At 73.9% G+C, this 25,118-nt stretch carries 25 protein-coding genes; 8 read left to right on the forward strand and 17 right to left on the reverse strand.

The genetic code is table 11. From position 1 onward, the window contains the following. Positions 1–95 precede the first annotated feature (95 nt). From J2W20_RS07970 to J2W20_RS07980, 3 genes are read left to right on the forward strand one after another with little or no spacing between them, the layout of a single operon-like run. Positions 96–1,379: a DUF4439 domain-containing protein gene (locus tag J2W20_RS07970; RefSeq protein ID WP_307005955.1), complete on the forward strand. Its 1,284-nt coding sequence runs from the start codon at positions 96–98 to the stop codon at positions 1,377–1,379. A 52-nt stretch (positions 1,380–1,431) separates the two neighbouring features. Continuing rightward, complete coding sequence (locus J2W20_RS07975; protein ID WP_307005957.1) at positions 1,432–2,151, forward strand: VIT1/CCC1 transporter family protein; 720 nt, start codon at positions 1,432–1,434, stop codon at positions 2,149–2,151. Then, positions 2,148–3,155 (forward strand): aminoglycoside phosphotransferase family protein, encoded by a 1,008-nt coding sequence (locus tag J2W20_RS07980; RefSeq protein ID WP_307005959.1) that lies wholly within the window; start codon positions 2,148–2,150, stop codon positions 3,153–3,155. The genes J2W20_RS07975 and J2W20_RS07980 overlap by 4 nt, the downstream gene beginning before the upstream one ends. 1 nt (position 3,156) lies before the next feature. On the opposite strand, the gene J2W20_RS07985 is transcribed toward J2W20_RS07980, so the two are convergent. The 6 genes from J2W20_RS07985 to J2W20_RS08010 form a co-directional block, all read right to left on the reverse strand. Continuing rightward, complete coding sequence (locus J2W20_RS07985; RefSeq protein ID WP_307005960.1) at positions 3,157–4,554, reverse strand: pyridoxal phosphate-dependent decarboxylase family protein; 1,398 nt, start codon at positions 4,552–4,554, stop codon at positions 3,157–3,159. Positions 4,555–4,606: 52 nt separating this feature from the next. Beyond that, on the reverse strand, positions 4,607–5,401 hold the full coding sequence (locus J2W20_RS07990; RefSeq protein WP_307005962.1) for a sulfite exporter TauE/SafE family protein: 795 nt from the start codon (positions 5,399–5,401) through the stop codon (positions 4,607–4,609). A 10-nt stretch (positions 5,402–5,411) separates the two neighbouring features. Next, positions 5,412–7,214: a proline--tRNA ligase gene (locus J2W20_RS07995; protein ID WP_307005963.1), complete on the reverse strand. Its 1,803-nt coding sequence runs from the start codon at positions 7,212–7,214 to the stop codon at positions 5,412–5,414. Positions 7,215–7,421: 207 nt separating this feature from the next. After that, entirely contained in the window at positions 7,422–10,130 is a 2,709-nt protein-coding gene (locus J2W20_RS08000; protein WP_307005964.1) for a multicopper oxidase domain-containing protein, read from the reverse strand. Continuing rightward, positions 10,127–11,392, reverse strand: coding sequence for a hypothetical protein (locus J2W20_RS08005; RefSeq protein ID WP_307005965.1), 1,266 nt, complete (start codon positions 11,390–11,392; stop codon positions 10,127–10,129). The genes J2W20_RS08000 and J2W20_RS08005 overlap by 4 nt, the downstream gene beginning before the upstream one ends. Continuing rightward, complete coding sequence (locus J2W20_RS08010; RefSeq protein ID WP_307005966.1) at positions 11,389–12,099, reverse strand: helix-turn-helix transcriptional regulator; 711 nt, start codon at positions 12,097–12,099, stop codon at positions 11,389–11,391. Before J2W20_RS08010 ends, J2W20_RS08005 begins: the two co-directional genes overlap by 4 nt. 53 nt (positions 12,100–12,152) lie before the next feature. Between J2W20_RS08010 and J2W20_RS08015 the strand changes: the two genes are divergently transcribed. The 4 genes from J2W20_RS08015 (at position 12,153) to J2W20_RS08030 (ending at position 14,702) form a co-directional block, all read left to right on the forward strand. Then, the gene (locus J2W20_RS08015; RefSeq protein WP_307005968.1) at positions 12,153–12,458 is read left to right on the forward strand and encodes a DUF2249 domain-containing protein; all 306 of its coding nucleotides are present in this window, start codon (positions 12,153–12,155) and stop codon (positions 12,456–12,458) included. Positions 12,459–12,544: 86 nt separating this feature from the next. After that, positions 12,545–13,333, forward strand: coding sequence for an ABC transporter ATP-binding protein (locus tag J2W20_RS08020; protein ID WP_307005969.1), 789 nt, complete (start codon positions 12,545–12,547; stop codon positions 13,331–13,333). An 8-nt stretch (positions 13,334–13,341) separates the two neighbouring features. Continuing rightward, positions 13,342–14,085 carry an ABC transporter permease gene (locus J2W20_RS08025; RefSeq protein ID WP_307006127.1) on the forward strand — a complete coding sequence of 248 codons (744 nt, stop codon included), beginning with the start codon at positions 13,342–13,344 and terminating at the stop codon, positions 14,083–14,085. After that, positions 14,082–14,702 carry a TetR/AcrR family transcriptional regulator gene (locus J2W20_RS08030; protein ID WP_307005970.1) on the forward strand — a complete coding sequence of 207 codons (621 nt, stop codon included), beginning with the start codon at positions 14,082–14,084 and terminating at the stop codon, positions 14,700–14,702. Before J2W20_RS08025 ends, J2W20_RS08030 begins: the two co-directional genes overlap by 4 nt. On the opposite strand, the gene J2W20_RS08035 is transcribed toward J2W20_RS08030, so the two are convergent. From J2W20_RS08035 to dxr, 6 genes are read right to left on the reverse strand one after another with little or no spacing between them, the layout of a single operon-like run. Next, the gene (locus J2W20_RS08035; protein WP_307005971.1) at positions 14,699–15,454 is read right to left on the reverse strand and encodes a hypothetical protein; all 756 of its coding nucleotides are present in this window, start codon (positions 15,452–15,454) and stop codon (positions 14,699–14,701) included. The two genes, J2W20_RS08030 and J2W20_RS08035, sit on opposite strands and share 4 nt — an antisense overlap. Positions 15,455–15,486: 32 nt before the next feature. Next, complete coding sequence (locus J2W20_RS08040; RefSeq protein ID WP_307006128.1) at positions 15,487–16,365, reverse strand: GNAT family N-acetyltransferase; 879 nt, start codon at positions 16,363–16,365, stop codon at positions 15,487–15,489. Then, the gene (gene ispG / locus J2W20_RS08045) at positions 16,328–17,494 is read right to left on the reverse strand and encodes a flavodoxin-dependent (E)-4-hydroxy-3-methylbut-2-enyl-diphosphate synthase (RefSeq protein ID WP_066497205.1); all 1,167 of its coding nucleotides are present in this window, start codon (positions 17,492–17,494) and stop codon (positions 16,328–16,330) included. The genes J2W20_RS08040 and ispG overlap by 38 nt, the downstream gene beginning before the upstream one ends. 56 nt (positions 17,495–17,550) lie before the next feature. After that, positions 17,551–17,853 (reverse strand): YciI family protein, encoded by a 303-nt coding sequence (locus J2W20_RS08050; RefSeq protein ID WP_307005972.1) that lies wholly within the window; start codon positions 17,851–17,853, stop codon positions 17,551–17,553. A 40-nt stretch (positions 17,854–17,893) separates the two neighbouring features. Then, on the reverse strand, positions 17,894–19,228 hold the full coding sequence (locus tag J2W20_RS08055) for a M50 family metallopeptidase (protein ID WP_307005973.1): 1,335 nt from the start codon (positions 19,226–19,228) through the stop codon (positions 17,894–17,896). 12 nt (positions 19,229–19,240) lie between these two features. After that, complete coding sequence (gene dxr / locus J2W20_RS08060; RefSeq protein ID WP_307005974.1) at positions 19,241–20,470, reverse strand: 1-deoxy-D-xylulose-5-phosphate reductoisomerase; 1,230 nt, start codon at positions 20,468–20,470, stop codon at positions 19,241–19,243. A 130-nt stretch (positions 20,471–20,600) separates the two neighbouring features. On the opposite strand from dxr, the gene J2W20_RS08065 reads away from it, so the two are divergent. Beyond that, positions 20,601–21,059 (forward strand): GyrI-like domain-containing protein, encoded by a 459-nt coding sequence (locus J2W20_RS08065; protein ID WP_307005975.1) that lies wholly within the window; start codon positions 20,601–20,603, stop codon positions 21,057–21,059. 14 nt (positions 21,060–21,073) lie between these two features. Here J2W20_RS08065 and J2W20_RS08070 read toward each other — a convergent pair whose 3' ends face one another. The 5 genes from J2W20_RS08070 to J2W20_RS08090 all read right to left on the reverse strand — a co-directional run bounded on the left by J2W20_RS08070 (position 21,074) and on the right by J2W20_RS08090 (position 25,117). Then, positions 21,074–21,913, reverse strand: a complete 840-nt coding sequence (locus J2W20_RS08070) for an HpcH/HpaI aldolase/citrate lyase family protein (protein WP_307006129.1) — start codon at positions 21,911–21,913, stop codon at positions 21,074–21,076. Positions 21,914–21,918: 5 nt separating this feature from the next. Then, positions 21,919–22,422, reverse strand: coding sequence for a MaoC family dehydratase (locus tag J2W20_RS08075; protein ID WP_307005976.1), 504 nt, complete (start codon positions 22,420–22,422; stop codon positions 21,919–21,921). After that, positions 22,406–23,092, reverse strand: a complete 687-nt coding sequence (locus tag J2W20_RS08080) for a CoA transferase subunit B (protein WP_307005977.1) — start codon at positions 23,090–23,092, stop codon at positions 22,406–22,408. Before J2W20_RS08080 ends, J2W20_RS08075 begins: the two co-directional genes overlap by 17 nt. A 2-nt stretch (positions 23,093–23,094) precedes the next feature. Then, entirely contained in the window at positions 23,095–23,868 is a 774-nt protein-coding gene (locus tag J2W20_RS08085; protein WP_307005978.1) for a CoA transferase subunit A, read from the reverse strand. Between the two features lie 76 nt (positions 23,869–23,944). Continuing rightward, positions 23,945–25,117 carry an acyl-CoA dehydrogenase family protein gene (locus J2W20_RS08090; RefSeq protein WP_307005979.1) on the reverse strand — a complete coding sequence of 391 codons (1,173 nt, stop codon included), beginning with the start codon at positions 25,115–25,117 and terminating at the stop codon, positions 23,945–23,947. Position 25,118 lies beyond the last annotated feature (1 nt).

The following is a 25,118-nucleotide window of genomic DNA, read 5'->3' on the forward strand; positions in this document are numbered from 1 at the left end:
GGGGGTCCGCCTCCTTTTGCTCAGTTGTCCTCCTAGCCTATCTGCTCGGCGCCCCGCCGCGTGACCGGGCCCGGACGCGTGGCATCATCGAGACCGTGAAATCCACCACTGCGCCCCAGGGCCCGTCCGCGCGCCGACGGGGAAGCAGGAGCCGCCGGACGGTGCCGCCATGGGCCTGGGCCGCCGTCCTGGTCCTCGCCCTCGCCGTCGGAGCGGGCGGCGCCCTGCTGGCCGCGCCGGGGCCGCCGGCAAGGGTGCCCTCCGCCAACGAGGCTGCGCTGGTGCGGGCGCACGACGGCGCCGCGCGCCTCGCTGCTGCAGCCCGTCGGGTCGCGTCCGGGGGGCAGGACGGCACCCCGTCGGCGGCCGCCGCCCCCACCCCGCCCGCCGCGGCCCCCGCTCCCGTCCGGCAGGCCGCCGGGGGAATCGCAGAGGTGCTCGATCTCCAGGCCCGGGTCCTGGGCGCGTCGGCGCCGGAGGCAGCGGGGACATCGGGTGCAACGGCAGCGGCAACGCCGACCGCGACGGCCCCGGGCTCCGCCGTGGTCTCCCCTGCGGCCCTCACCGCGCAGCTCTCGGGAAGCGCCGCCGCGCTGCGCGGGGACCTTGCCGGGGTCGACGGGCCGACGGCGTCGCTCCTGGCCGCGGTTGCGGCCGGCCAGCAGCTCCAGTCCGAGCGCCTCGGCGCGGCCACCGGCGTCCCATCCCCTGACGCGGCCGCAGCACCGTCCTCCTCGGCGTCCCCGGCGGCGAGCACGTGCCCGCCGGCGTCCGGCCCCTCCGGCGCCGGCACAGCGGGAGGTGCGCCCACGCCGTCGTCCACGGCGGCGTCCAGCGGTTCCCGGTCCCCCGCTGCGACGGCGCCGGCGGCGCGCGGACCGGCCGCGGGGCTTGCTGCCGTCCAGTCCGCGGAGGAGGCTGCGGTCTGGACCTATACGGTCCTCGCGGCGCGCGCCGGCGCCGCGGAGCGGCCGGGCCTCCTCGCGGCCGTCGGAGTGCACCGCGCGCAGCTCGACGCGCTCGAAGAGGCCGCCGGGGCAGCGTGCGTGGCCCTCCCGGCGGCGCAGGCCGGCTTCGCGCTCCCCGCGGATGCCGGCAGCCCGGCTCAGGTGGCCGCCCTGGAAACCTCGGCGACCTCCGCATGGTCGGACCTCGTCGGCGTCGTGGCGGTCCGGACCCGGTCGGCGGCCGCCGATGGCCTCGAACGGGCGGCCCGGCGCGCCGCCGCGGCCGGGGCGCTCGGCTCCCCTGCCGCCTCCGCCTTCCCGGGCCACCGCGCCGCCCAGTCTGCCGCCCAGTCTGCTGCGGCCTCCCCCGCCGCGGCGTCCCCGGCGTCCCCCACCGCCGCCTCCGGGCCCCGGGTGGGCGACGCGCCGTAAGGAAAGCCTTCTCTCGCTGGAAGGCCGGGGCCGCCGGTGTCACAGTGGTGCCATGAGCAGCGACACCCAACTCCACCCCGAGCCCCAGGGCACTGACCTCGCGGCGAAGCTCAACTGGCTCCGCGCCGGCGTGCTCGGCGCGAACGACGGCATCGTCTCCGTCGCCGCCGTCGTCGTCGGCGTTGCCGGCGTCACCACGGAGAACGGCCCGATCCTCGCAGCCGGCATGGCCGCCGTGGTCGGCGGGGCCATCTCGATGGCGCTCGGCGAGTACGTCTCGGTCAGCAGCCAGAGCGACAGCCAGAAGTCCCTCATCGCCAAGGAGACCGCCGAGCTGAGGGACCAGCCGGAGGAGGAGTTCGCCGAACTCGTCTCCCTCTACCGGCACAAGGGCCTCTCCGAACAGACGGCCACGACGGTGGCCAGGGAGCTCACGGCCAAGGACGCCCTCCGCGCCCACCTCGACATCGAGCTCGGCATCGACCCGGATGAGATCGTCAGCCCCTGGCACGCCGCCCTGGCCTCGGCCATCGCCTTCCTCGCCGGCGCCGTGCTGCCCATGCTGACCATCCTGCTGGCGCCTCCTGCGCTGCGCGTGCCGCTGACGTTCGTGGTCGTCTTGGTCGCCCTCGCGGTCACGGGCTGGGTCGGCGCGTGGATCGGCGGCGGCTCGCGCTCGCGCGCGTCCACCCGGGTGGTGATCGGCGGGGCGATCGCCCTCGCTGCCACTTTCGGGCTCGGCAGTCTGCTGGGAACCACCGGCATCGCATGACGCCCTCCGGAATCATTCCGGAGGCGCTGCTCGCACGCTGCCGGCGCAGCGCCGGAGGCCGGGCATGGCTTGAGGCCGTGCCCGGCCTCCTTGCTGCCCGGCTCGCGGCATGGAATCTGACCCTCGACCTGCCCCCGGGAGGCGCCGCGCACGCCGGGATGTGGGCCATCGTGGTCCCCGTCCGTCGCGGCGGCGAACGGCTTGCCCTCAAGCTCTCCCGGCCGTTCCCCGAGACCGCATCGGAGGCACCCGCCCTGCGGCTCTGGGACGGGCGCGGCGCGGTGCGCCTGCTCGAGGACGACCCTGCCTCCTCCGCGCTCCTGCTCGAGCGGCTCGACGCGGGCCGGCGCCTGCAGGACGCGCCGTTCCCCGAGGCCGCGAGGGTGTGGGGCGCCCTCGTGCGCGAGCTCTCGATCGCCCCGGACGAGCGGCCCGGCTGGGGCCGGTTCGAGCGCATCGACGCCGTGGCCGAGCGCTGGAGCGACGAGCTGCCCGAACGCTGGGAGCGTCTGGGCCGCCCGTTCCCGCGATGGCTGCTGGAAGCCGGCCTCGACGTGGCGGCCACCCGCGGCGCGGTGGGCCGGCGGGGCGGCCGGGACGTCCTCGTGCACACCGACCTGCACGGCATGAACGTGCTCGCGGCGCCCGGGGCCGTGGCGCACGACGGCGGTCCCTCCTTCCGCGCGATCGATCCGCAGGCGTCGGTCGGCGAGGCCGAGTTCGCGGTGGCCCCGATGCTCTGGAACCGCCTCCCCGAGCTGGCCGGGCCGGACGCTCCCGCCGCCCTCCTCGAGCGCTGCGCGCTGCTGGCCCGCGAGGGCAGGCTGGACGCGGAGGCCGCCCGGGCGTGGGCGGTGCTGCGCGAGGTCGAGAACGCGCTCTGGTACGCGGAGCGGCCCCGGCACGAGGGCGAGCTTGCGCGCTCCCTCTGGGTCGCGAGTTCGCTGTGCTCGCGGCCGCTGCCCGGGCTCCCGGCGGTCGAGGACCTCGAGCGCCTCGACTGATTCAGAGGCCCTCGGTGGCCGCGAGCGCGTCGCGGACGGCGCCCACGGAGGCCTCGACGTCCTCGGGGCCGGAGGACCAGTTCGCCACGGAGATGCGCAGCACCGACCGGCCACGCCAGCGCGAGCCGCTCATCCAGGCCCGCCCGTCCTCCGCCAGGAAGGCCGCGACGGCCTCCGTCCGCGCGTCGGAACCGAACGCCAGGCATACCTGGCTGAACACCACGTCGTTGAGCACCTCGGCGTCAGGGAGCTGCCCGATGCGCCGCGCGAGCTGCTGGGCATGGTCCACGAGGCCCTCGATGAGGGATTCCACGCCGCTGCGGCCGAGCGAGCGGAGCACTGCCCACACCGGCATCCCGCGGGCCCGGCGGGAGAGCTCCGGGACCTTCTCGAGGGGGTCGCCGGGCCCGTGGTCGCCGTGCGGATCGTGGACGAGGTAGTCGGCATGCATGCCGAGGGCCGTGCGCAGGGCCGGGACGTCGCGGCAGACGACGATCCCGCAGTCGTACGGAACGTTGAGGTTCTTGTGCGCATCCGTGCCCCACGAGTCCGCGGCGTCCATGCCGCGCACGAGCGGACGGGTCGCACCGGCCGCGGCAGCCCACAGCCCGAAGGCCCCGTCGACGTGGACCCACGCCCCGTGCTCCCGGGCGGCGGTTATGGCCTCGGCGAAGGGGTCGAACGCGCCGGAGTGGATGTTGCCCGCCTGCAGCACCACGATGGCCGGGCCCGTCCCGGCCTCGAGCGCACGGCCGAGGGCTTCTGGACGCATCCTGCCCTGGCTGTCCGCCGCCACGGCCTCTGGGGCGCCGAGGCCCAGCAGCCGCAGCGCCATGTCCACCGTGTCGTGGCGCTCGGCGCCGACGAGCACGCGCACGCGCGGTGCGCCGGAGAGGCCCCGCTGGTTGACGTCCCAGCCGGCGCGTTCGAGCACCCGCCAGCGCGCCGCGGCGAGCCCGGAGAAGTTGGCCATGCTCGCGCCGGTGGCGAAGCCGACGTCCGCGCCTGCGGGCAGCCCGAGCAGGTCGATGATCCAGCGGCCGGCGGCCTCCTCGGCCGCGGCCGCCGCGGGCGTGGCGAACCTCAGGCCGGCGTTCTGGTCCCACGCCGACACGAGCCAATCGGCGGCGAGGCCGGCGGGCAGGGTGCCCCCGATCACCCACCCGTAGAAGCGCCCGGAGCCCATCGCCATGAGCCCGGGCTCGGCCAGCCCGGCCAGCAGGTCCACCGTCTCGGCGGCATCGAGGCCGGTCTCGGGCAGGGCGCCGCCGAACGCCTCGGCGGCCTCATCCGCGCTCGCCCGCGGGCCGACGTCCCGGGAGGGGACACTGCCCAGCCAGCGCCGGGCATGGTGGTCGGCGCGGGCGAGCGCCTCGGAGTAGTCCTCGGGGCGGAGCATGGCGTGATGCTACGCCGCGCGGCGGCGGCCCGACAGGTGCGGCCCGGTGGCCTCAGGCGAAGTTCTCGTTCCACACGTCGATGCCGAGCTTGACCGCGAGGGCCGCGACGACGGCCAGGAACACCCACCGGATGAACCCGTTGCCCCGGGAGACGGCCATGCGGGCCCCGGTGTACCCGCCGAGCATGTTGGCGGCACCGAGAACGAGCCCGAGCCCCCACAGCAGGACGCCGGAGGGGGCGAAGAGCAGCAGGGCGCCGATGTTCGTGGCCATGTTGACGATCTTGGCCTTCGCACTCGCCTCCAGGAAGGCGTACCCCATCCCGGAGACGAGCGCGATCACGAGGAACGAGCCCGTGCCGGGGCCGATGAGGCCGTCGTAGAACCCGATCACGGCGCCGAGGCCGCAGGCCGCCGCGAGGTGACGGCCGCCCTTGAGCCGGAGCTGGGTGTACTGGCCCATCTGCGGGCGGAGCACCGTGAAGAGGGCGACGGCGATGATCGCAGCGAGGATGATCGGCTTGAAGACCCGTGCGGGCAGGGCGGTGGCCAGGGCCGCGCCGCCGAACGCCCCGCCGAGCGCCACGAGCGCCATGGGGACGGCGGTACGCAAGTCGGGCCGCACGCGCCGCGCATAGGTGACGGCGCTCGTCGTCGTGCCGAAGACCGAGCCCATCTTGTTCGTCGCGAGCGCCTGGACCGGGGTGATGCCGGGGACGGCGAGGAGGGCCGGGAGCTGGATGAGGCCGCCGCCGCCCACGACGGCGTCGACCCAGCCCGCGCAGAACCCCGCCACGACCACGAGGGCCACGGTCAGGGGGTCGACGGCCTCGAAGCCGCTCAGCACGCCGGCGCGCTCAGGCGCCGCGGACGGCGGCGACGACGCGGTCGACGACCTCGCCCACCGGCACGTCTTCGGCGGTCCCCGAGCGGCGGTCCTTGACCTCGAGCACGCCGGAGGCGAGGCCCTTGCCGACGGCCACGATGGTCGGAACGCCGATGAGCTCCGCGTCGCCGAACTTCACGCCCGGCGAGACCTTGGGCCGGTCGTCCAGCATGACGGTCAGGCCGCGGGCCTCGAGCTCGGCCGTGATCCGCTCGGCCTCGGCGAAGATCTCCTCGCCGCGGCCGACGGCCACGACATGGACGTCCGCCGGCGCCACGGCGCGCGGCCAGATGAGGCCGCGGTCGTCGTGGTTGGACTCGGCGAGGGCGGCGACCGCGCGGGTGACGCCCACGCCGTACGAGCCCATCGTGACGGTGACCTGCTTGCCGTTCGCGTCGAGGACCTTGAGCCCGAGTGCCTCGGCGTACTTGCGGCCCAGCTGGAAGATGTGGCCCATCTCGATCCCGCGCGCCGTCTCGAGCGGGCCCGAGCCATCGGGGGCGGGGTCGCCGGCGCGCACCTCGGTGCACTCGATGACGCCGTCCCAGCCGAAGTCACGCCCGGCCACGAGGCCGTAGACGTGCTTGCCGAGCTCGTTCGCGCCCGTGATCCAGCGCGTGCCTGCCACGACGCGCGGGTCGACGAGGTAGAGCACCTTGGCCGCTCCCTCGAGGCCCAGCACCGGCTTGTCCAGCGCGAGGCCCGGGCCGATGTAGCCCTTGACGAGGGCGGTGTTCGCGCGGAGCTCCTCGTCGCTCGCCGGGTCCAGGCCGATCTCGCCGGCGACCGGCAGGAAGGCGCCGATGTTGGCCTCGACGCGCTTGAGGTCCACGGCGCGGTCTCCGGGCACGCCGATGGCCACGAGCTGCTTCTCGCCCGTGGGGAGCGTGACGGTGAGGACCACGTTCTTCAGGGTGTCCGCGGCGGTCCAGGGACGCTCGGGGTTGGGGAAGATCGTCTGGGACGCCGCGACGAGCGTCTCGATGGTCGGGGTGTCCGGGGTGTCGAGCACCTGCGCCGCGGGCGCGCCGCTGTAGTCGGCCGCCTCGGGCACCACGGTCGCGACGGCCTCGACGTTGGCCGCATAGCCGCCCGGCGAGCGGACGAACGTGTCCTCGCCGATCTCGGTCGGGTGCAGGAACTCCTCGCTCCGGGAGCCCCCCATGGCTCCGGCGGTCGCCCTGACCGGGACCACCTCGAGGCCGAGGCGGGCGAAGATCTTCAGGTACGCCTCGCGGTGCCGCGCATAGCTCGCGTCGAGGCCCGCGTCGTCGACGTCGAACGAGTAGGAGTCCTTCATGATGAACTCGCGCCCACGCAGCAGGCCGGCGCGCGGGCGGGCCTCGTCGCGGTACTTGTTCTGGATCTGGTACAGCGAGAGCGGCAGGTCCTTGTACGAGGAGTACAGGTCCTTCACCAGGAGGGTGAACATCTCCTCGTGCGTGGGGGCGAGGAGGTAGTCGGCGTCCTTGCGGTCCTTGAGCCGGAAGATCCCCTCGCCGTACTCGGTCCAGCGGTTCGTGGCCTCGTAGGGCTCCTTGGGCAGCAGCGCGGGGAAGTGCACTTCCTGCGCGCCGATCGCGGCCATCTCCTCGCGGATGACCTGCTCGACCTTCCGCAGGACCGCCAGCCCGAGCGGGAGCCAGGTGTAGATGCCCGGCGCGGCGCGGCGGATGTAGCCGGCGCGGACCAGGAGCCGGTGGCTCGCGACCTCGGCGTCGGCGGGATCCTCGCGCAGGGTGCGCAGGAACAGGGTGGAGAGTCGCAGGACCACGCGGGCATCCGTTCTCGTATCTGGGCCCGTCGGGCAGGCGGCCGGGACGGGCGAAGAGGGCTGGAAAGTCAGCTACCAATGTATCCCAGCGGCGCAGCCCGCACGCCCCCTCCCCCATGTCCGGGACCTGACCTTCAGGAGGTGACTCCCAGGAGGTGAGTCCCAGGAGGTGAGTCCCAGGAGGTGAGTCCCAGGAGGAGCGGCGGCTCACTTCGCGGCAGCGACGTCGAACACTCCGTGCGCGCCGCGCTCCGCGTCCACCGTGTAGTGGCTCACGAACGGATAGTGCCCCGCTTCGGGGAACGTGAGGTCCACGAAGCCGCCCTGGGCGGGTAAGAGGTCGAGGGCCTGGGACGCGCCCGCCTGTGTTCCGCCCGGCCCCGGGGCAAGCCGGTACGCGCCCTCCGCCCAGACCGCGCCGAACTGGGCCCCCACCACATGGAACGACGTCGCGCGGCCGGGGCCGGCGTCGAGCACCCACACGCGCACCCGCTCGCCCGCGCGCACGGCGAGCGGCGCGGCGTCGTACTGGTTCGGGTACCCGTTGAACACCACTGCGTCCGGGGTGCCCGCGGTGATCTTCGCCGAGTCGGCGATCCCCGGCGCGCCGTTGGACGCCGCGCCGCGGTACTGCTCGCTCTGGACGAGCACGAACTCGTGGTCCACCGGAGGCGCATCCGGCGGGTCGACCACCATCGCGCCGAACATCCCGTTCGCGATGTGCAGGGACATCGGCATGGTGGAACAGTGGTACATCCAGATCCCCGCCTCCGTGGCCCTGAACGTGTACGTGAGCCGCTGGCCGGGGTCAATGGTCCGCATCGGCCCGTCGGGGGCGAGCGCGCCGGCGTGGAAGTCGATCGAGTGGCCGGCGGAGGCGTCGTTGACGAGCGTCACCTCGAACGTGTCCCCCACCCTGCCGTGCAGCACGGGCCCGGGCGCCGTGCCGTTGTAGGTCCACAGGGTCTGGGTGACGCCGGGGGCGACCTCGGCGACTGTGTCGCGCACCGTCAGCGTCACGCGGTGCACCGTGCCCGGGGGCACCGCGGGGAGGTCCGCCGGGTAGGGGGTGTGCGCGGCCGCCGGGGCGCCGGAGGAGGCGGGCTGCATGCCCGGCATGTCCATGCTCCCCGGCGCGGGGGCGGCCGCCGCGGAGGGCTGCGGGGCGCCGGTCACGCTGACCCGGAACACCATACCCATCTGCCGGTGGCCCACCACGGAGCACCAGCCGTCCACGGACTGCGCCATGACACCGGCGTCGAGCTCTCCGCTCCTGCCGGGGTAGATCCGGGAGGAGTCCTGGCCGGTGGCGAGGACCAGGTCGTGGGCGGTCTGGTCCTTGTTCGCCAGGCGGATGACGAGGCGGTCTCCGGCCGGGACGCTGACCGTGCCGGGCACGAAGCGCATCCCGGACATCGCGACGTCCACCGTCGTGGTGTGCCCGGTGGGCGCGACCGCGGACCCTCCGGCGGCGGCCGCGGGGCTCCCGCCGCCGGCGACGGGGAGGACGGAGGGGTCGGCGGCCACGCCGGCGACCACCGCCGCGAGCAGCACCGCGAGTCCCACCGCACCCGAGCCGAGGCGGCTGCGCACGGAGGCGCCCGCCTCGACCGGCCCGGAGCCGCCGGGGCGGCGCTCCCGCTCCCCCCGGGCGCCGGGGTCGCGCCCGGGGCGGCCCAGGAAGGCGCGCCCGGCGAGCCACACGAATCCCACGAGGGCCGCAAGGCCCGCCACCGCGGCCGCGACGCGGACAGCGCTGGGCACGGGCAGGAGGTAGAGGGCGAGTGCGCCGTTGGCGAGGGCCACGCGGAGCCAGGCGCCGGCGTCGAGCGTCTCGGTGCGCCGACGGACCGCCGCGGGGCCGCCGCCGAGCACCACGGGCAGCAGGTAGGACAGGGCGCCCGCGAGCACCTGGGCGGCGAACCCGGCCGCGAGCGCCGGCGTGAGGCCTCCGAGGGCCACGTGGAGCGCGTCCCAGTCGGGAGCCGCCAGGCACAGCCACGCGAGGCGGGCCAGGGCGCCCACGAGCCAGACGAGCGAGGCGACGGCCGACAGCGGGGCGAACGCCACCGGCGCCTTGCGCCGCACCGCCCGGGCGAGCGGGACCGCGGAGACGAGCACCCCGGCGAGGAAGAGCACGACGCCGGCCCCGGCCGCCGCGCGGACCCCCGCGAGGGCGCCTCCCGCGGCGAGGCCGACGCCCGCGAGGAGGACCCAGAGCGCCCGGCGGGCGATGGGCTCGGCGGAGTCGTCGGCCCGCGTGCGCAGCATCGTCGGAAGGAGGGTCACGAGCGTGCCGAGGACGCTCAGGCCAACCCACCCGAGGAGGTTGAGGGACTCGTGCGCGAGCAGGAGCCGGGCGTGCAGGTCCCCGCCGTCGTCAGTCCCCGGGAGCGCGAGCAGTGCCCCCGCCGCGGCGCCGAACGGCAGGATCGCGCACGCAGCGAGGTAGTAGCGCAGGGTGGACCGGAAGCGCGAGGCCAGGGCCCGGCGGAGCCTGACCAGCAGCGCGGCCCCGTGCCATCCCGCCGCCGCGCCCACGGCGGCGGCGCCGGACACCGCCAGCGGCCACACCCCGGCCACGACTCCCGCCATCGCGGCGGCAGCACCCACGTTGAGGAGCACGAGCCGCGCCGCGAGCGCCCGTCGCGACGGCACCGGCAGCCGCAGCAGCGCCTCGGCGAAGTGCCACGAGTAGACGAGGATCGCGTTCGTCGCCGCGCCCAGGAGCGCGAGGTGCACCAGCAGCCACCCCGAGGCCGGGATGCCTCGGTGGATGCCCGAGAGGACCGCGATGGCGAGCAGCCACACGAGCGTGGGCGCGTTGGCCCAGCGGTGCCACTGCGCCCGCCCGGTGCGCGCCTGGCGGCCGGGAGCCGCGGGATCGGCGGCTGCGGGAGGGACGGTGGGCATCATGGCCGGGGCTCCCCTGCGGTCCTGGGCCCGCTGGCCGTTCGCGGCTCGGTGGAGGTTCGGGGCCCTTCGGTGCTTCTGGGCCCGTCGATGCTCCTGGGTTGGCCCGGGCGGGCCGCCGACCAGGCCGCGAGCAGCACGAATGCCAGGACGGCGAGGACGTTCCCGGCCCCGCCCCACTGCCAGGCCACCGTGTCTCCCCGCGCGTCGCCGAGGCCGAGCCGCAGCAGCAGCGTCGCGTGCAGGAGCACCGCCGGGAGCCACATCGCCGGTCGGTACGGGAGCGGGCGGCGCAGCACGGCGGGGAGGATGACGGGCGCGTGGGCCATGACCATGGACATGACGAACCCGAGGAAGACCGCGTGCAGGAACGCGTCGTACGCCGCTCCCGAGGGACTGCCCGGGACGAGGAGGCATACGCCGGCGGCCACCGCGAGCCACGCGTAGCCCGCGAGGAGGCACGCGGCGACGTACCGCGGCAGGCCGGACGAACGGACCGTGGCGCGGGCGACGTCGTACCGCACGAGCCACGCGGCGAGCGCGAGCACGGCGAGGCCGAAGAGCGGATACCCGGCGGCCGGCCACAGCGTCGCTGCGGGGCACAGGGCCACGAGCGCGGCGTTCGCCGCGACGAGGAGCGGTTCGGCCCAACGGCCGCGGATCCGCAGGCGGGCCAGCTCGAGCCGCTCCCCGGCGATGGTGGCGAGGAGGAACGCGGCGAGCCAGGGCACGACGGCCGGAACCGCCACCCCGGCGGCCAGGAGCCCGGCGGCTCCGGCGGCCGCCACGGCCCCGAGCGCCTGGACGAGCACCGCCGGGTCCCGCTGCCGGCGCCACAGCGGCACGTATACGAGGGCGAAGGCGATCGCGCCCGCCAGCAGCGCGAGGCGTGCGGGCCACGCCGGACCCCAGGGCGCGAGCTGGGCGAGGGCCCCGCCTCCGAGGAGGGCGGGGGCCGCATAGCCCCAGGCCCGGCGGAGCGCGACCGCCCGTTCGAGCGCGATGAGCGTGCCCACGAAGCCGAGCACCATGAGGGTCCCATGGTCTGCCGGCAGCAGGGGCGCCGTGTGGCCGCCCACCGGGGCCGGGAACTCGAGCAGCACCAGGGCCGCGTCGAGTCCCGCGACGAGCGAGGCGCCACCCACCGCGAGGAGCAGCGCCCGGTGCCAGACCACCGTTCCGGGGCGAGGGCTGCGCGCGGCGGCCGGGACGCGGGGACCGGCCTTGCGCGATCCGGCGTCCCGGGCACCGGCATCCCGGCTCATGCCGGGCCGATCGTGAGCAGGCACGCGCCCGGCTCGGCGAAGGGCTCGAGCCGGGCCCGCAGGCCGGGCTGGCCGAGCAGCAGCAGGGACTCGTCGACGAGCCCCGCGTGGACCGAGCAGACGACCCGTGGTTCGTCCCTCGCGGCGGCCAGGAGCGGGCACGCGACGAGCCGGACCCGCTCCCCGGAGTCAGCGGCATCTGCCGGGGCTCCAGGTGCGGGTGCCGGGGCGATCGCGAAGCCGAGCTCGTCGAGCTCGGTGAGGACGCGGCGTCGGGCGTCCTTCGCCGAGACCGGGCCCGCGGCCGGCGCGAGGGCACGCCGTGCCCAGCTCCGGCCCGCCTCGGCACCGGCCGCCGCAGGGTCGGGGGCGAGCCGTGCCACCTCCGCGGCGAGCACCCCGGCGAGGGCGGCGTAGCCCGGGGCCTGGGGAGCCAGCTCGGCGGGACGGTACCGCTTCGCCGGCCGCCCCCGGCGGCCCTGTCCTGCGGGGGCACCCGCGGCGGCCTCGAGGAGCCCCACTGCCACGAGGGCCTCGAGGTGCTCGCGGACGGTGTTGGGGTGCTGCCCCGTCTCGCCGGCGAGTTCCTCGACGGTGCACGGGCTGCGCCGTGCCCTGACGAGGTCGAGCACTGCCGCGCGGGCGCCCGAGAGCGGCAGGGCGGGACCGGGGGCGGCGGGCTGGGGACCGAGCGGACTATTTTCCACGGGATTTATTGTAGTAAAGTTTCGGCCAGCAGAACCGATCGGAAGGACGTGCCGTGGAATACACCGCAGAGAACCCCCTCACCCTGACCCAGAAGTCCTCGTGCGCCTGCGGGGAGCACGACGGCGAGGGGTTCCCCGAGCTCGACGTGCGGGTCATCCCCCACGCGATCCGCCACGCGACGATCTTCGGCGCCCTGGACTCCCTCGCCGTGGGCGCCGGTCTCGTGATCGTCGCCAACCACGCGCCGCTGCCGCTCCTGGCCCAGGTTGACCAGCGCTACCGCGAGGGCGCCTTCGACGTCTCCTACCTCTCCGAGGGTCCCGAGGAATGGAAGGTCCAGTTCCGCCGGGAGGCGTGAGCACGTCCTCTTGACGGCACGCCGGGGCGGGCCTAGCCTCCGATTCACCACGTGATGAATTGGCATCCCAGCCCTGGAGCAATCCCATGCCGCACACCCCAGCCCATGCCGCCGCGACCGCCCCGGCGATCGAGGCGGACGCCCTGTCCGTCCGCATCCGGCGCAGGCCCATCCTCCACGAGCTGGGCTTCACGGTCCCGGCCGGCCGGGTCACTGGGCTGCTCGGCCCATCGGGAAGCGGCAAGAGCACGCTCATGCGTTCCATCGTGGGAGTCCAGAAGCTCTGGAGGGGATCCCTGACCGTCCTCGGCAGGCCGGCCGGCTCGGCGCCCCTGCGCCACGTGATCGGCTACATGACGCAGGAGCCCAGCGTCTACCGGGACCTCACCGTGCTCGACAACGTCAAGTACTTCGGGGCCCTCCACGGCAAGTCCGCCGCGGAGGCCCGCGCGGCAGTCGCCGCCGTCGGCCTCGCAGACCTCGCCCGGAGGCGCGCCGCGGACCTCTCCGGCGGCCAGTTCAGCAGGGTCTCGCTCGCCTGCGCCCTCGTCGGGGAGCCCCAGCTCCTCGTCCTCGACGAGCCCACAGTGGGACTCGACCCCGTGCTGCGTGTGGACCTGTGGGACCGGTTCAGGGCGCTCGCCGACAGCGGCGCGACCCTGCTGGTCTCCAGCCACGTCATGGAGGAGGCGGCGCGCTGCGACTCGCTCCTCCTGCTGCGGGAAGGGCGCCTCCTCGGCCAGCTCACCCCGGACGCCCTCCGCGGGCGCGGTGGGAGCAGCGACCTCGAGCAGGCGTTCCTCGGCATCATCCGGGCCGACCTCGACCGGCAGGCGGCGGGCCTGCCGGTCCCGGCCAGGGAGCATGCGGCGTGAACCCGCGGATGCTGTGGGCCACCACCGCGCGCGTGCTCAGGCAGCTCGGGCACGACCACCGCAGCCTCGCCATGATCGTCGTCGTCCCCTCGGCACTGCTCGCGATCGTGTACTGGCTCTACGAGAACGAGGCCCTCCCGCCCGGCGCGCCCCGCACATTCGACCGCGTGGGACTGATCATGCTCGCGATCTTCCCGTTCATCGTGATGTTCCTCATCACCTCCATCACGATGCTGCGGGAGCGCACCACCGGCACGCTCGAGCGGCTCATGACCACGCCGATCCACACGGGCGACCTCCTCTTCGGCTACGGGATCGCGTTCTCGCTCATGGCCGCCCTCCAGTCCGCGATCGCCACGGGGGTGGCCTACTGGGTGTTCCACCTGGACATCAGGGGCAACGGCGGCTTCGTGGTGCTCGTCGCCGTGGTCAACGCCGTCCTCGGGGTGGCCCTCGGCCTGTTCTGCAGCGCCTTCGCCCGCACGGAGTTCCAGGCCGTCCAGTTCATGCCCGTCGTGGTGATCCCCCAGATCCTCCTGTGCGGGCTCTTCGTGCCGCGCGACCGCATGAACGACGTGTTCGAGGCCGTCTCCGACTGGATGCCGCTGACCTACTCGGTCAATGCGCTCCAGGAGATCGCCAAGAACACCGACCCCACCGGCACCATGTGGCGCGACTTCGGCATCATGGCCGCCATCGTGGTGGGACTGCTCGTCCTGGCCTCGTTCACGCTGCCCCGGAAGAGCTCGTGAGCACCCAGCGCCGCGGCCGGCCGGACGACGGCGGCGACCGCCGCACGCGGATCGTCGCCGCGGCCGGACGGCTCTTCGCCGAGCAGGGGTTCGATGCCGTGAGCCTGCGCCAGATCGCGCGGGAGGCCAACGTCGACCCCGCGCTCGTGCACCACTACTTCGACGGGAAGGAGGCGCTCTTCTCGGCCGCGGTGGCGCTGCCGGCAGACCCCGGAGACCTCCTCGCCGGGCTGTCCGCCTCCACGTCCGAGGGGCGCGGTCGGTACGTGGCGCACGCCGTCCTGACCCTCTGGGAAGGCCCGCAGCGCCGCGTGCTCGCGGCGTTCTTCCGCGCGACGATCGGCTCGGCCGCGCGGACACGGCTGCTCCGCGAGGTCGTGCGCCGCAGGATCCTCGTCCGGGTGGCCGAGGGCCTGCCGTATGACGAGGCCGAGCGGTCGCTGCGCGCGTCGCTGGCCGCGACCCAGGTGGTCGGGTTCCTCCTCGCCCGGTACATCGTCGAGCTCGAGCCGATCGCCTCACTGCCGGCCGAGCGTGCAGAGGAACTCCTCGCCCCGGCGCTCGAGCGCCACCTCACCGGCCCGCTGCCCGCGCCCAGGGGCGCGGCCTCGGCCTAGAGCGGTAGCCGGGCCAGCGCCATGTCGATGTAGCCGCGGACCGTGGCCCCGGCGTCGTCCGCCTGCGCGTCGACGAGGAGGACCTCCACCACCACGGTCCCCTTGGCCGCGAGCGCCCGGACGACCCTGCGCTCCTGGGGCGTGCCGCCGCCGCTGTCCGGGACCTGCGCCGTGGAGGTGACCATGACCGCGTCCTGGGCGTCGGCGCCCGGGTCCGCCGCGGCCGCCGCGACGGGCACCCGCCGGCCCCCCAGCGACGCCTGGAAGCGCCCGCACGCTGCGGCGGCCTTCTTCAGGGCGGCGACTTCTGCCACGGCATCCTCGGGCGTCGCCCGGCTCTTCAGCCCCACTGCGGTGTGCTGGGCGTGGCTGTCCGAGGGGGCGACCACGAGCGCGGCGGCGGCGCGGTCGAGGCCCGCGGGCGTGGACGGAGCGGTGAGGGCTGCGCACGCAGCCGGGGCAGCGTCCGCGAGCAGCCCGGGGACGGCGGCCTCCTTCTGGGCCGTGAGCTGCGGGGCGTCCAGGACCGAGCCGCCGAGCCTGAGCGCCGTCTTGGCCGCCGCGGCCGTCCCGACGAGTTCCTCCCCGGTGAAGCTGCGTTGCTCGCCGGAGGCGTTGAGCCCGGGGCCGCCCTGGCCCGAGGAGGGCGGGACCTGCACGCCGGCGCGGCAGGCCGCCAGGGCGCCGACGGCGAGGGCCGCGGAGACTGCCGCGAGCGCGCTGCGCCGCCACGGCGCTGACAGTGGACGCACGTCTTCCCCCAATGTCCGTTGCAGTGCGTGGTCTAGAACAGGACGGTCGCGAACGTGCCGACCTGCTCGAAGCCGACCCGGCGGTAGCTGGCCCGGGCGCGGTGGTTGTAGTCGTTGACGTAGAGGCTCACAATCGGGGCGGCGCGCCGGGCATGCTCGACGACGGCGGCCATGCCCCCGGGGCTGAGTCCCTCGCCGCGGTGCGCGGGCGCGACCCAGACTCCCTGGACCTGCGAGGCCGCCGGCGAGACGGAGCCGAGCTCGGCCTTGAACACGACCTCTCCGTCCGCCCCGAAGCGGGCGAACGAGTGGCCCTCCGCGATGAGCTGGCGCACCCGGCGGTAGTAGTTGTCGCTGCCGCCGGCCACCGGCGAGTAGCCCACCTCCTCCTCGAACATGGACACGCAGGCGGGCGCGAGGGCGTCGAAGTCCTCGAGGGTCGTGACCCGCACGAGCGGGTCGGCCGGGACGGCGGGCGCGCCGTCGATGGCCAGGAGGGGCTGGGCCCGGCGCACGTCCCGCGCCGGAGGCCCGGACAGCTCGGCGAAGATGGCAAGGGTGGCCTCGGCGGGGCCGAAGATGGAGGCGAACCGGCGGCGGGAGTGCCGGATCACGTCGGCGTAGCCCCTGGCATGCTCGGCCGGGACCTGGACGGGGACGATGTTGGCGCCGAGCCAGCACGCGCTGGCAAGCCGCCCGTCACCGTCGAACGTCCCGACGATCTCCGCGCCGGTGCCCGTCTCGGCGGCGGTGCCGTACGCCTCGACGTGCGCGGCGACGAACACGTTCGCGACCGGGTCCACGGCCGCGAGCGCGGCGAGGGCCGGCGTGTCCTCGTCCGTGAGCCGGCGCACCGCCCTCGCGGCGGGGCGGCTACGAGACGGTGACCACGGGGCCGCCTTCGACAGCATCTTCGCCACCGGCCTCCCCCATCTCCTCGGCGATCTTCATCGCCTCTTCGATCAGAGTCTCCACGATCTGGCTCTCCGGGACGGTCTTGATGACCTCGCCCTTGACGAAGATCTGGCCCTTGCCGTTCCCGGAGGCGACCCCGAGGTCCGCCTCGCGCGCCTCACCGGGCCCGTTCACCACGCAGCCCATGACGGCGACGCGGAGCGGGACCTCCATGCCCTCCAGCCCGGCGGTGACCTCCTCGGCGAGCGTGTACACGTCCACCTGGGCGCGGCCGCACGAGGGGCAGGAGACGATCTCGAGCTTGCGGGGCCGCAGGTTCAGCGACTGCAGGATCTGGATCCCGACCTTGACCTCCTCCACGGGCGGGGCCGAGAGGGAGACGCGGATCGTGTCCCCGATGCCCTGGGAGAGCAGGGCCCCGAACGCGGTGGCGGACTTGATGGTGCCCTGGAACGCCGGGCCGGCCTCAGTCACGCCGAGGTGCAGCGGCCAGTCGCCCCGCTCGGCGAGCAGCTCGTAGGCGCGGACCATGACCACGGGGTCGTTGTGCTTGACGGAGATCTTGAAGTCGTGGAAGTCGTGCTCCTCGAAGAGGCTGGCCTCCCACAGGGCGCTCTCCACGAGGGCCTCCGGGGTGGCCTTGCCGTACTTCTGCAGCAGGCGGGGATCCAGCGAACCGGCGTTGACGCCGATCCGGAGCGAGGTGCCGTGGTCCTTGGCGGCCTGGGCGATCTCCTTGACCTGGTCGTCGAACTTGCGGATGTTGCCGGGGTTCACGCGGACGGCGGCGCACCCGGCCTCGATGGCGGCGAAGACGTACTTGGGCTGGAAGTGGATGTCCGCAATCACGGGGATCTGGGACTTCTTCGCGATGATCGGCAGGGCCTCGGCATCGTCCGCGGACGGGCACGCAACGCGGACGATGTCGCAGCCGGCGGCCGTGAGCTCCGCGATCTGCTGGAGCGTGGCATTGATGTCCGTGGTCGGAGTGGTGGTCATCGACTGGACGCTGATCGGCGAGTCGGAGCCGACGCCGACCGAGCCCACCCTGATCTGCCGGGTCTTGCGCCGGGGCGCGAGGACTGGCGGCGGGGCTGCTGGCATTCCGAGGCTGACCGAGGTCACTGGTGCTCCTTTGGGTACTGCTGGGTGGTTTCAGGGCCGGCGGGGCCGGCGGCCGGTCAGACCGTTGCGGCGTCGGCGAGGCGGCCGATGATCGGGTTCCACGGCGTGGCGACCGTTTCCGCGATGAGGGACGCGTGGGCGAACGGATCGTCGGCGAGCACGGCGTCCAAGGCGGCGCGGTCCTCGGCCCGGAAGATGAGCAGGGCCTTCGCGCCGCCCTCGTAGGGGCCGCTCGCGAGGAGGTCGCCGGACTCGGCCCGCTCGCGCAGCCACGCGCGGTGGTCGGGGCGCACCTCGTCGAGGCGGGCGGCCCCCTCCGGCGCGGACACGTAGCGGTATTCGACGGCGAAGACAGTCATGGGTCCAGACTATCTCCCTCGCGGCCGGTGCCGCTGAACGTCATCCGAAGAGGTTGACGGGCTTGACGATGTCCGCATAGATCAGCAGCGCGCTCATGACGAGCAGGACGCTGGCCACCACATAGGTCAGGGGCAGGAGCTTGGCGATGTCGAACGGGCCGGGGTCCGGGCGCCGGCGCCAGGCCGCCACGCGGCGCCGGACGCCCTCGTAGAGCGCGCCCGCCACGTGCCCGCCGTCGAGCGGCAGGAGCGGGACGAGGTTGAAGACGGCGAGGGCGAGGTTGACGCCGGCGAGGATGCCCACGAGCGTCGCGATCCGCGCCTGGAGCGGGACGTCCTCCATCGAGGCTACCTCGCCGGCGACCCGGCCGACGCCGACGACGCTGATGGGGCCGTTCGGGTCGCGGGGGGCGCTGCTGAACGCCGCCTGCCCCACCGCGACGACCCGGGCGGGCAGGTTGACGACGACGCCGGTCACCTGGGCGATGTTCTCGCCCACCGCGGGGAGGACGCTCGAGGCGGGCTGGGGCACGAGGCCCTGGCGCGGCCCGATGCCGAGGAAGCCTGCCTGGGTGGTCTGGTAGGTGCCGTCCGCGTTCTTCACCGGCTGGCCGTCGGCGCCGAGGACCGGCCGCTGGCTCAGCACCGGGGTGACCTTCGTGGTGACCTCGGCGTCGCCGCGCCTGACCGTCACCTGGACCTCGTGTCCGGCGGAGGCGCGGATCCAGGCGGTGAGCTGGTCCCAGCCGGTCACGGGCCTGCCGTCGAACGCCACGATGGTGTCCCCCGGCTGGAACCCGGCCGCCGCGGCCGGCGTCTTGGTGCACGTCGCCGGATCCGTGTTCTGGCTCCCGCTGCCCGGGGTGACCATGCACGCGGAGACGCTGGCGATCTGGGTGGTGGGCTGCGGCGTCCCGAACCCCATGAGCAGGATCGCGGTGCAGAGGATCCCGAGGATGATGTTCATCGCGGGGCCGCCGAGCATGATCACGGCCTTCTTCCAGACGGGCAGCTGGTAGAACAGCCGCCCATGGTCCTCGGGCCGGACCTCCTCGTGCGCCTGGTCGCGGGCCGCCTCGGCGAGGCTCTGGAACATGCCGGTGCTCGACTGCCGCACCGAGCCGTCCGTCGCGTTGGGCGGGTACATCCCCACCATCGCGACGTAGCCGCCGAGCGGGAGTGCCTTGACGCCGTACTCGGTCTCGCCGCGCCGGAACGAGAACAGGGTGGGCCCGAAGCCGATCATGTACCGGGTGACCCGGACCTTGAACAGCTTGGCCGGCAGGAGGTGGCCCACCTCGTGCAGGGCGATGGATACGGCGATGCCGACGGCGACGAAGACGACGCCGAGGACGAACAGGACAGTGGGGTTCACGCTGGAGATCTCCTAAGGCTTCTGCGTTCCCAAACGCTCACCGGCCCGCGCACGTGCCCACTCCTCGGCGGCGAGCACGGAATCCACAGAGAGTTCCGAGGAACCGGCATGCTCCGCGAGCACTGCCTCTACCGTGTCGACGATGTCCAGGAACCCGATCCTGCCGGCATGGAAGGCCTCGACGGCCTCCTCGTTCGCGGCGTTGAACACGGCCGGGAAGGTCGTGCCCTGCTTCGCGGCGTCGCGGGCGATCTCCACGGCCGGGAAGGCACGGACGTCGAGCGGCTCGAACGTCCACGCCGCCGCCTGGGTGAAGTCGCAGGGGCGTGCCGCCCGCGGGACGCGGTCGGGCCAGCCGAGGCCCAGGGCGATCGGCAGCCGCATGTCCGGCGGGCTCGCCTGGGCGATGACCGAGCCGTCGGTGAACTGGACCATGGAGTGCACCACGGACTGGGGATGGACCACGACGTCGATCGCCTCGAGCGGGACGTCGAAGAGCAGGTGCGCCTCGATGAGCTCGAGGCCCTTGTTCACGAGCGTGGCGGAGTTGGTGGTGACTACCTTGCCCATGTCCCACGTGGGGTGGTTGAGCGCCTCGGCAGGGGTGACGCCCGCAAGCGAGGCCCGGTCCCGCCCGCGGAACGGGCCGCCGGAGGCGGTGAGGATGAGCTTCTCGACCTCGTTGGCGCGGCCGGCCCGCAGGCACTGGGCGATCGCGGAGTGCTCCGAGTCCACCGGGACGATCTGGCCGGGCCGGGCCGCGCCTGTCACGAGGGAGCCGCCCACGATCAGGCTCTCCTTGTTCGCGAGCGCGAGCGTGGCGCCGGAGGCGAGGGCGGCGAGGGTCGGCGCGAGTCCGATGCTCCCCGTGATGCCGTTGAGCACCACATCGGCGGGGCCGCCGGCCCCGCTCCACGCCGCGATGCGGGCCGAAGCGTCGGGGCCGGCGAGGAGCTCCGGCTCGTAGCCGGCCACGCCCTCGGCGGCCGCGGCCGAGCTGATCAGGGACCGCAGCTCGTCGACGCTCCCGGAGGCGATGCCCACGGCCTCGGCGCGGGTGCGCACGGCCTGGCGGGCGAGGAGGCCGAGGTTGCCTCCGCCGGCGCTGAGGGCCAGGACGCGGAAGCGGTGGGGGGCGCCGTCGACCACCTCCAGCGCCTGGGTGCCGATGCTGCCGGTCGATCCGAGGATGACGACGGAGCGCTGGGCCTGCGGGTCCCTCTCGGTGCCGGAAGTGTGCATGCCCTCCAGTATTCCCTACGGCGCAGCCTCCCCTCTGCGGAAGGAGCAGGGCTCCGGCGCGGGCGAGGGGCGCAGGACCGGGGGCTCCCGGCACTCGCGCCGGCGGGGGCCGATGGGCGAGCATGGGACCATGACTGAGATCAGCGTCAGCGACCTGCCCGAGCAGCCGACCGCCGTGGTGCGCGCCACCGTGAAGATGGACGAGCTGCGGAGCTTCTTCGACGGAGTGTTCGGCACGGTGGTCGCGGCCGTCCAGGACCAGGGCGGCCGCGTCGCCGGACCGCCGTTCGCGATGTACCACGGCATGCCGGGCGAGACCATCGACGTCGAGGCGGGCTTCCCGGTGGCGGGGACGTTCTCCGGCACCGGCGAGGTCACGGCCAGCGTCCTGCCGGGCGGGCGGACGGTGCACGCCCTGCACGTGGGCCCCTACGAGTCCCTGCCGGAGACGTACCAGCAGGTGACCGGGTGGATGCGGGAGCAGGGCCTCGCCCCGGGGGCGAGCATGTGGGAGGTCTACATGAGCGACCCGAACGCCGAGCCGGACCCGGCGACGTGGCGGACCGAGCTGTTCTGGCCCGCAAGCTAGGGTTTCGGCTCCGCTCAGGCGAGCCCGGCCCGGCGCAGCACCGCCTCGGCGTGGCGCAGGATCGGGCCGTCGATCATCTTGCCCTCGTACTGGAACACGCCCGTGCCGGCGGCCTCCGCCGCGGCGAGGAGAGCCTGGGCGGCGGCGACCGCCTCGGCTGACGGCGCGTACGCGGAACGCACGGCGGCGACCTGGCCCGGATGGATGCAGGCCTTCGCCGCGAACCCGGAGGCGACGGCGTCCGCGGCCTCGGCGGAGAGCCCGTCGAGATCCGGGATGTCGGTGTAGACGGCGTCGACCGCCGCCTTCCCGTGGGCGCCGGCGGCGAGGAGCACGCTGGAGCGGGCGTGGAGGGCGACGGCCCGGTACGCGCCGTCTGCGGCACGGCTCGACGTCCCGCCGAGGGAGGCCACGAGGTCCTCGGCCCCCCACATGAGGCCCACGGTGTTCGGCTCGGCGGCGATCGACGGCGCCGCGAGGATGCCCGCGGCGGTCTCGCAGAGGGCGATGACCCGGTAGGCGCGCAAGAGCGCGAGCTGCTCGGGCGCCTCGGCCTTGGCGAGCATGACGGTGCGGTACGGCGTGGCCTCGAGCGCCTCGAGGTCCGCGTCGAAGTGGACCGAGCCGGCGGAGTTGACGCGCACGATGGTCCGCTCCGGGTCCAGCGGTGTCTCGGCGAGGTTCCTGCGGGCCTCCGCCTTCGCGTCCGGCGCCACCGCGTCCTCGAGGTCGAGGATCACGGCGTCGGACCGCTCGGCGGCCTTGGCGAAGCGCTCGGGACGGTCGGCGGGGCAGAAGAGCAGCGCTGGCCCCATGGCGAAGGGCGCTCCGTGGGCGTGGGGCTGGGCGGTCATCTCGGTCACCGGGTATGCGCTTCCTTGGTCCACATGAGGCACGAGCGGCGGGCCCGGGCCACGACGGTGCCGTCCTGGTTGCGCCCGGTGTGCTCGAAGGTCACGATCCCCTGTCCGGGACGCGAGGCCGAGAGGCGCTTCTCCACGACGACGGTTTCGGTGTAGAGCGTATCGCCGTGGAAGAGCGGGTGGGGGAAGGCCACGTCGGTGAGGCCCAGCTGCGCGACGATCGTCCCCTGCGTCAGCTGGGCCACGGACTGCCCCACCATCGTGGAGAGCGTGAACATCGAGTTCATGAGCCGCTGCCCGAAGGGCTGGCCCGCGCTCCACGCCGCGTCGAGGTGGAGCGCCTGGGTGTTCATGGTGAGCGTGGTGAACAGGACGTTGTCCGCCTCGGTCACGGTGCGCCCGGGGCGGTGGGCGTAGGCCACGCCCTCCTCGAGCTCGTCGAAGTAGAGGCCGCGCTGCTCGATCACGCGGAGCGGGGCCGGCTCAGGGCTCGTTGTCATGGATCTCCACCTCGAGCTCGGCCGCGGTCGCGGCGACGACCTGCTCCTCGGTGACCCCCGGCGCGAGCTCCCTCAGCACGAGCACCGGCCCCGGTCCCGGTTCCATCCCGGCGCCCACCCCGCTGCGCTGCACGTCGATCACGCCCAGGTCCGTGATGATCCGGTCGACGCACGCCCGGCCCGTGAGCGGCAGCGTGCACTCGGGCAGGATCTTGGGGTTCCCGTTCCGGTCCGTGTGCTCCATCATGACGATGAGCCGCTTGGCGCCGAAGACGAGGTCCATGGCGCCCCCCATGCCCTTGACCATCTTCCCGGGGATCATCCAGTTGGCGAGGTCGCCGTGGGCGGAGACCTCCATGGCCCCGAGCACGGCGACGTCCACGTGGCCGCCCCGGACCATGCCGAACGAGGTCGCCGAGTCGAAGAACGCCGCGCCGCGGTTGACGGTCACGGTCTCCTTGCCGGCGTTGATGAGGTCCGGGTCGACTTCGTCCTCGCGCGGGTACCGGCCCGTGCCGAGGATGCCGTTCTCGGAGTGGAGGACCACCTCGACCCCGTCCGGGATGTAGTTGGGGATCAGGGTGGGCATGCCGATGCCCAGATTGACGTACTGTCCGTTCTCGAGCTCCCGGGCCACTCGCGCGGCGAGCTCATTGCGGGTCCACGGCATCTTCAGGCCCCCTCGGTGGTCGACACGGTCCGCTTCTCGATGCGCTTCTCGGCGTGCGGGCTGCCCGGCGGGACGTGGACGACGCGCTGGACGAAGATGCCGGGCAGGTCGATGTTCTCGGGGTCGAGCTCCCCCGGCTCGACGAGCTCCTCGACCTCGGCGATCGTGACCCGGCCGGCCATCGCGCACAGCGGGTTGAAGTTCATGGCCGTCGCGTGGAACACCAGGTTCCCGTGGCGGTCCGCCTTCTGGGCGTGCACGAGCGCGAAGTCCGGGGTGAGGGACTCCTCGAGCACGTACTCGGCGCCGTTGAAGGTGCGCACCTCCTTCGGCGAGGACGCGAGCACCACGTTCCCGTCGGCGTCGTACTTCTGCGGCAGGCCGCCCTCGGCGACGAGGGTCCCCACCCCGGCCGCCGTGTAGAAGGCGGGGATGCCGGCCCCGCCGGCGCGGAGCTTCTCGGCGAGGGTGCCCTGCGGGGTCAGGACCACCTCGAGCTCGCCCGCGAGGAACTGCCGCGCGAACTCCTTGTTCTCGCCCACATAGGAGCTGATGGTGCGGGTGATCCGGCCGTCCGCGAGGAGGATCCCGAGGCCCCAGTCGTCCACCCCGCAGTTGTTGCTGATGGTGGTCAGGCCGCCAGTGCCCTGGGCGTGCAGGGCGTCGATGAGCGCCACGGGGATGCCGCACAGCCCGAACCCGCCGACGGCGAGCGATGCACCGTCCCCGATGTCCGCGACCGCCTCCTCGGCGCTCGCCACCACTTTGTCGATCACGTGCCCCTCCTCGTTGCGTTGCTGCCGGGCCTGCCCTCATCCAACGTCAGGGCCGGCCCCTTTGGCTAGAGCCGGGTCACAGCCCCAGTTCGCGGGCGATGAGCATGAGCTGGACCTCCGTGGTGCCCTCGCCGATCTCGAGGATCTTCGAGTCGCGGTAGTGCCGGGCCACGGTCGACTCGTTGATGAACCCGTAGCCGCCGAACACCTGCGTGGCGTCGCGGGCGTTGTCCATCGCGGCCTCCCCCGCCACCATCTTGGCGATCGCGGCCTCGGTCTTGAAGGGCTTGCCGGCGAGCATGCGCGCGGCCGCGTCGTAGTAGGCGAGCCTGGCGGTGTGGGCGCGGGCCTGCATGCGGGCGATCTTGAACTGGATGGCCTGGTACTTGCCGATGTTCGTCCCGAACGCGGTGCGCTCCTTGGCGTACTTCACAGACAGGTCGACGCAGCCCTGGGCTGCGCCCGTGGCGAGGGCGGCGATCGCGATGCGGCCCTCGTCGAGGATGGAGAGGAAGTTGGCGTAGCCGCGGCCGCGCACGCCGAGGAGGTTCTCCTCGGGGACGCGCGCGTCCTTGAAGGAGAGCGGGTGGGTGTCCGAGGCGTTCCAGCCCACCTTGTTGTAGGGCTTCTCGGCGCGGAACCCCGGAGTGCCCGAGGGCACGATGATCGTGGAGATCTCCTTGCGGGCGGTCCCGTCGGCCCGCTCTTCCGTGCCGGTCACCGCCGTGACGGTCACGAAGCTCGTGATGTCCGTGCCGGAGTTCGTGATGAACTCCTTCGACCCGCTGATGACCCACTCGCGCCCGTCGGCCCCGTCCTCGAGCCGCGCGGTCGTCTTGGTCCCCCCTGCGTCCGACCCGGCTCCGGGCTCCGTCAGGCCGAAGCCGGCGAGCGCCCGGCCCGCGGCGAGGTCCGGCAGGAGCGCCTCCTTCTGCTTCTCGGTGCCGAAGCGGTGGATCGGCATGGCCCCCAGCGAGACGCCGGCCTCGAGCGTGATCGCGACCGACTGGTCGACGCGGCCGAGCTGCTCGAGCGAGAGGGCGAGCGCGAAGTAGTCCCCGCCCATCCCGCCGTACTCCTCCGGGAAGGGCAGGCCGAACAGGCCCATCTCGCCCATCTGGGCGATGACCTCGTAGGGGAAGCTGTGCTCCTCGTCGTGCCGGGCGGACACGGGCGCGACGACCTCGTCGGCGAACTCGCGCACCGTGTCGGACAGCTCCTGGTACTCGTCGCTGAGCTGGAAGTCCATG

It is taken from the genome of Sinomonas atrocyanea (genome assembly GCF_030812675.1).
Classification (GTDB): Bacteria; Actinomycetota; Actinomycetes; order Actinomycetales; family Micrococcaceae; genus Sinomonas; species Sinomonas atrocyanea_B.